Origin of the sequence: Methanocalculus sp., assembly GCF_030651615.1 — an archaeon.
Taxonomy (GTDB): Archaea; Halobacteriota; Methanomicrobia; order Methanomicrobiales; family Methanocorpusculaceae; genus Methanocalculus.
Window position 1 is genome coordinate 1 of sequence record NZ_JAUSCG010000058.1, and the last position, 3,878, is coordinate 3,878.

Here is a 3,878-nt window from a genome sequence, read left to right on the forward strand (position 1 = left end):
AGACCATTCCGGTCGTCGGGGTGTCAAGACACCCCATCATATTCAGAAGAGTGGATTTCCCAGAACCTGACGGACCCATCACCGCGATAAACTCACCCTTCTTAATAGAGAGGCTTACGTGGTCAAGAGCGGTGACATCACCGCTCTTTAAGGAGTATATCTTCGAGACATCCAGAAACCGGACGCATCTTTCATCGCTTTTTTCGTGAATACAGGACTGCTCCGGCGACGAGGAGAATACAGAGGGCAGCAATACCAATGACCACCGGGGAGATGCCCCCATCGTGTTCCGGAACCAAACCGATGCCGGATCTGATCGTAACAGGTGTGGACTCTTCATACAGATTACCATCATCATCCCGGTACCTGATAACAAGCGGCACCTCAGCTGTATCCTGTGCCGAGAAGGTCACCTCAAATGAGGAGAAGTCATCAGCATCAAGAGATCCGACAACATAGACCCGGAATGGGTCGATCGGCACCGCAGGCGACTTCGTCGTTATGACAACCGATCTGGCCGTCTCAAGACCGGCATTTGAGACATCTCCGGTGATACGGTATCCTCCTGCAATTGATGATACCTCCACATTCGAGACGATCGGCTCTGCCACCCTCTTGGCAGTACCCGGAATCACCGGGATCGTAAGGGGTATTGTATGCCTGTTCTGGCCATTTCGATATTCAACATTAAAGGTGAGATCACCTTCGCCGGTTGGAGTAATCGAGAAGGAGGCATTACTCTTCTGCCCTGAGCCGAGGGTTCCGATGAAGACACTGGTCGGGACCACATCAGCAACCCCGGTAACCGGAGTGATAGTCACCGCAGAAACAGAGTTCTGGCGTGGGTTTCCAACTGATACAACAACGGTATCCTTCTTACCGGTCATGAAGATATCAGGGCGTGCGGATATCCCCGCATCAATAGGTGTTCTGTCTACCCTGAGGAGTATCGGGTATGAAAGGCTCCCTGCATCCCTGAAGTTCAATAAGAACCGTGGATAGAAGATCCCCTCCTCACCACGTACACTGACCGTAAAGGTAAATGTCATACTGTTCCCGGCACCGAGCGTCCCTGACCCCGTATGAGGTGTTTCGATGATATCGATATTCTGTGGCGCCGTTAGCCGGGCACTGGAGAGGGAGACCGGGGTCGTGCCGGTGTTCGTTACAACGACCGTGATCGTCCCGGTGTCCCATGGGAGAAAGACCTCGGGGTTGAGGGTGGCCCCACTCACTGTCACCTGAGCAGCAGAGTCTGTTGCTGATCCTCCACAACAGAGGAGTGCCGATGCCAGAATAAGAAGGATGAAGAGTTTTCTCATCAGATAACCCCGTACGATGCAATAACAATGATGAGGTAGATTCCAACGGGGATAAAGACTGTGATCGCCGAATTCCGGGTTGAGAGCTTTCTGCCATATCGGATGCCTGAGTACCAGATGTTTGCCGCCCAGATCATGAATACGACTGAGAGAACCGTCTGAAGGAGAGTAAAGTCAGCCATCACCTGCTGGTTCATGAACGCTTCAACCGCAGCTTCTGCCGCAGTCGGATCCATGATATCATGGATCACCGGGGTGATCACCTGATCTTTGATTATTGCAAGATAGACCATTGCAACCCCGACCGAGGCGATGAGCGGAGCAATACCATATCCGACGGCTTCGAGCACCTTCTTCATCGATCCCTCCCCCGAGAAGATCATACTCAGCAGATAGAAGATGACGGCTGCGACGATCCAGACGATAATCGCAGACACAAATCCCCCGATTCCGCCAAATATCGCGATGATCCCGCCATATCCTTCAAGAGCCGCCTCGTACATCGGAGCCATCAGTGATGCCATCTGGTATCCGACGATTCCTGAGAGGATCGCGTACACAAAGACGATACCAAGCGGCAGAGCCAGTGCCGCTTCTTCACCCGAATGTTCATCAAAGAACTCATCAGGTCTAAGGAGTGCTGTTATGAGGTTAGATGCCATATTCCAGAATCACCACCGGCACCAGAACCCGGTGCCTGAGAATGTAAAACATATGTTACATTTGCACTTAATTCTTCTCTTCCCGCTGATCGTAATCGATCTCATACAACCACCGGATCACCTGAAGAGGATGTCTGATCGTGATGAGCATAAGCCGGGTACGGGAGAAGAAAATACTGATACAGCCGTCTCTTCCACCTTCCAGAAAGGGGGGTGATCTGAGATCCGGGGGCTCATTCCTCTACCGGCCGCTCAACAATCGTCAGTTCATCAGAGAGATCTGCTGAGAGATCCACCTCGATAAACCCACCCTCTGCCGGAAGTTGTTTCATAAAGACCAGCGTCTCATCAAGGTACACTGTCGCACCTTCCAGAGAGAAATCAACGATATGACCCCCTATTGTCCGGTCATCACTGATAAAATGGAGGTGATAACCAGGAACGTTCAGTCCGGCCATATACTGTGGGAGGAGAAAACCCACTGCGGTCCCGGAAATAGTGGTATGAGTCGCCATATATTGGTCGGAGAGTGCATCCACAAGCCTCGGATATGGACGTTCCTGACGATGTGGGGCACGAACCGTCACCGAAGAGAATACACCATCAATCCTGACCGCGTACATCAGGTTCTCTGATCGGATAGAATCAAGGAGAACGTCTTCGAAGTTACGATAGCCGGATGTATAGAGATTCGGCAGAGTAATGTCAGGGTCAAAGAACGTCACCACCGCAAGTGGGACACGGAGATCCCCTGGAGCCACACGGACTGAACCATCACCCTGTGCCTGATAGACAACCCCGTCGACAAGGATGAGCTCACCGTCAAGTGAATCAAATGTTCCGATCCCGTGGTCACCAGAACGGGTGAGCTCATGAACCGGCACCACACCGTCATAGACGCTCTCCATAAGGGCATTGATCGTTGAGACCTGGTAGATCACCTCACGATCAGGAATGGGGGCAGACAGGACTGATACCCCTCCTGCACCGATCAGGATACCTATCAGAAGAGAGATAACAACAAGGTAGGCTGAACGCATTCTATCCTTTTATGAACAACCATACTATTTCAGCATGTCTGAGATGACCTCCTCATCCTCCTCCCTCCATGCAGGATCAACGATTGCGAGGAAGACAAGATCCTCATTACCCCGGTTCTCAACCCACTGTACTGCACCAGGCGGGATGTAAACGAGCTGCCCAACCCCAATCTCAGCAACCTCATCATCGATATGCATCACACCCCGGCCAGAGAGGATGTAGTAGACCTCAGATGAGGCCTTCAACCGATGGGGGATCGTCGCTTCACCTGCTAAAATGATCGCATGGGCCAGACTGTACCTGCAGGAGACACCAGGAGCGATCCGCTCCGGGTGAAAGAGTTCTGCGAGGAGGCAGAGATCACCTGCGCGCTCATGCTCACTCTGCTTCAGATCAAATATACGCATATGGATCAGATCTCAAACCGGATCAGGAATAACTGCATCGGATAGGGAAGGGCTATGCAGGATCGATCATAATAGAGATGTATATGCTTGAGATTGTTGCCAGGATGGAAGGTGACGTACCGGTCATCGGACTTGCAGGTCGTCTTGATGCCGAAAGCTCAAGCCTTCTTGAGACCGCACTCAACCAGGCACTATCTGATTCGGTGTCGGTCATTATCCTTGATGCAACCGGGCTTCTCTATACAAGTTCATCCGGACTTCGCGTGATGCTCGCTGTGCAGAAGCAGCTTAAGCAGAGGGGAGGAGAGCTCAGGATAGCCGCTCCAAAGCCGGATATCCGAAAAGTTCTGTCAATCGCAGGATTCCTTACGGTCTTCTCCATACGAGATTCGGTTGAAGAGGCGTTATCCGGATAGGTGAGACAGATGAAGTACACAGGCAGATAT

General features: G+C 51.8%; 7 protein-coding genes. 2 read left to right on the top strand and 5 right to left on the bottom strand.

Features of this window, described 5'->3' with window-relative positions; all coding sequences use genetic code 11:
- The 3 genes from Q7V06_RS02400 to Q7V06_RS02410 all read right to left on the bottom strand — a co-directional run.
- Nucleotides 1-211: ATP-binding cassette domain-containing protein (locus Q7V06_RS02400; RefSeq protein ID WP_304837550.1), on the bottom strand; the 211-nt coding region annotated here is incomplete at its 3' end.
- Nucleotides 192-1,322 carry a hypothetical protein gene (locus Q7V06_RS02405; RefSeq protein ID WP_304837531.1) on the bottom strand — a complete coding sequence of 377 codons (1,131 nt, stop codon included), beginning with the start codon at nucleotides 1,320-1,322 and terminating at the stop codon, nucleotides 192-194. The genes Q7V06_RS02400 and Q7V06_RS02405, both read right to left, overlap by 20 nt.
- Nucleotides 1,322-1,984, bottom strand: coding sequence for a YIP1 family protein (locus Q7V06_RS02410; protein WP_304837534.1), 663 nt, complete (start codon nucleotides 1,982-1,984; stop codon nucleotides 1,322-1,324). Before Q7V06_RS02410 ends, Q7V06_RS02405 begins: the two co-directional genes overlap by 1 nt.
- Before the next feature lie 61 nt (nucleotides 1,985-2,045).
- On the opposite strand from Q7V06_RS02410, the gene Q7V06_RS02415 reads away from it, so the two are divergent.
- Nucleotides 2,046-2,201 (top strand): hypothetical protein, encoded by a 156-nt coding sequence (locus Q7V06_RS02415; RefSeq protein WP_304837537.1) that lies wholly within the window; start codon nucleotides 2,046-2,048, stop codon nucleotides 2,199-2,201.
- 16 nt (nucleotides 2,202-2,217) lie between these two features.
- Here Q7V06_RS02415 and budA read toward each other — a convergent pair whose 3' ends face one another.
- Together budA and Q7V06_RS02425 are read right to left on the bottom strand one after the other, a co-directional pair.
- Nucleotides 2,218-3,024: an acetolactate decarboxylase gene (gene budA, locus Q7V06_RS02420; protein ID WP_304837540.1), complete on the bottom strand. Its 807-nt coding sequence runs from the start codon at nucleotides 3,022-3,024 to the stop codon at nucleotides 2,218-2,220.
- Nucleotides 3,025-3,048: 24 nt separating this feature from the next.
- Nucleotides 3,049-3,432 carry a cupin domain-containing protein gene (locus Q7V06_RS02425; RefSeq protein WP_304837544.1) on the bottom strand — a complete coding sequence of 128 codons (384 nt, stop codon included), beginning with the start codon at nucleotides 3,430-3,432 and terminating at the stop codon, nucleotides 3,049-3,051.
- Between the two features lie 83 nt (nucleotides 3,433-3,515).
- Here Q7V06_RS02425 and Q7V06_RS02430 point away from each other — a divergent pair, with 83 nt between their 5' ends.
- Complete coding sequence (locus tag Q7V06_RS02430; protein ID WP_304837547.1) at nucleotides 3,516-3,848, top strand: STAS domain-containing protein; 333 nt, start codon at nucleotides 3,516-3,518, stop codon at nucleotides 3,846-3,848.
- Nucleotides 3,849-3,878 lie beyond the last annotated feature (30 nt).

Excerpts from the sequence above, each read along its gene's own strand:
- Q7V06_RS02405 (WP_304837531.1), bottom strand. The coding sequence starts at position 1,322 with ATGAGAAAACTCTTCATCCTTCTTATTCTGGCATCGGCACTCCTCTGT.
- Q7V06_RS02410 (WP_304837534.1), bottom strand. The coding sequence starts at position 1,984 with ATGGCATCTAACCTCATAACAGCACTCCTTAGACCTGATGAGTTCTTT.
- budA (WP_304837540.1), bottom strand. The coding sequence starts at position 3,024 with ATGCGTTCAGCCTACCTTGTTGTTATCTCTCTTCTGATAGGTATCCTG.
- Q7V06_RS02425 (WP_304837544.1), bottom strand. The coding sequence starts at position 3,432 with ATGCGTATATTTGATCTGAAGCAGAGTGAGCATGAGCGCGCAGGTGAT.
- Q7V06_RS02430 (WP_304837547.1), top strand. The coding sequence starts at position 3,516 with ATGCTTGAGATTGTTGCCAGGATGGAAGGTGACGTACCGGTCATCGGA.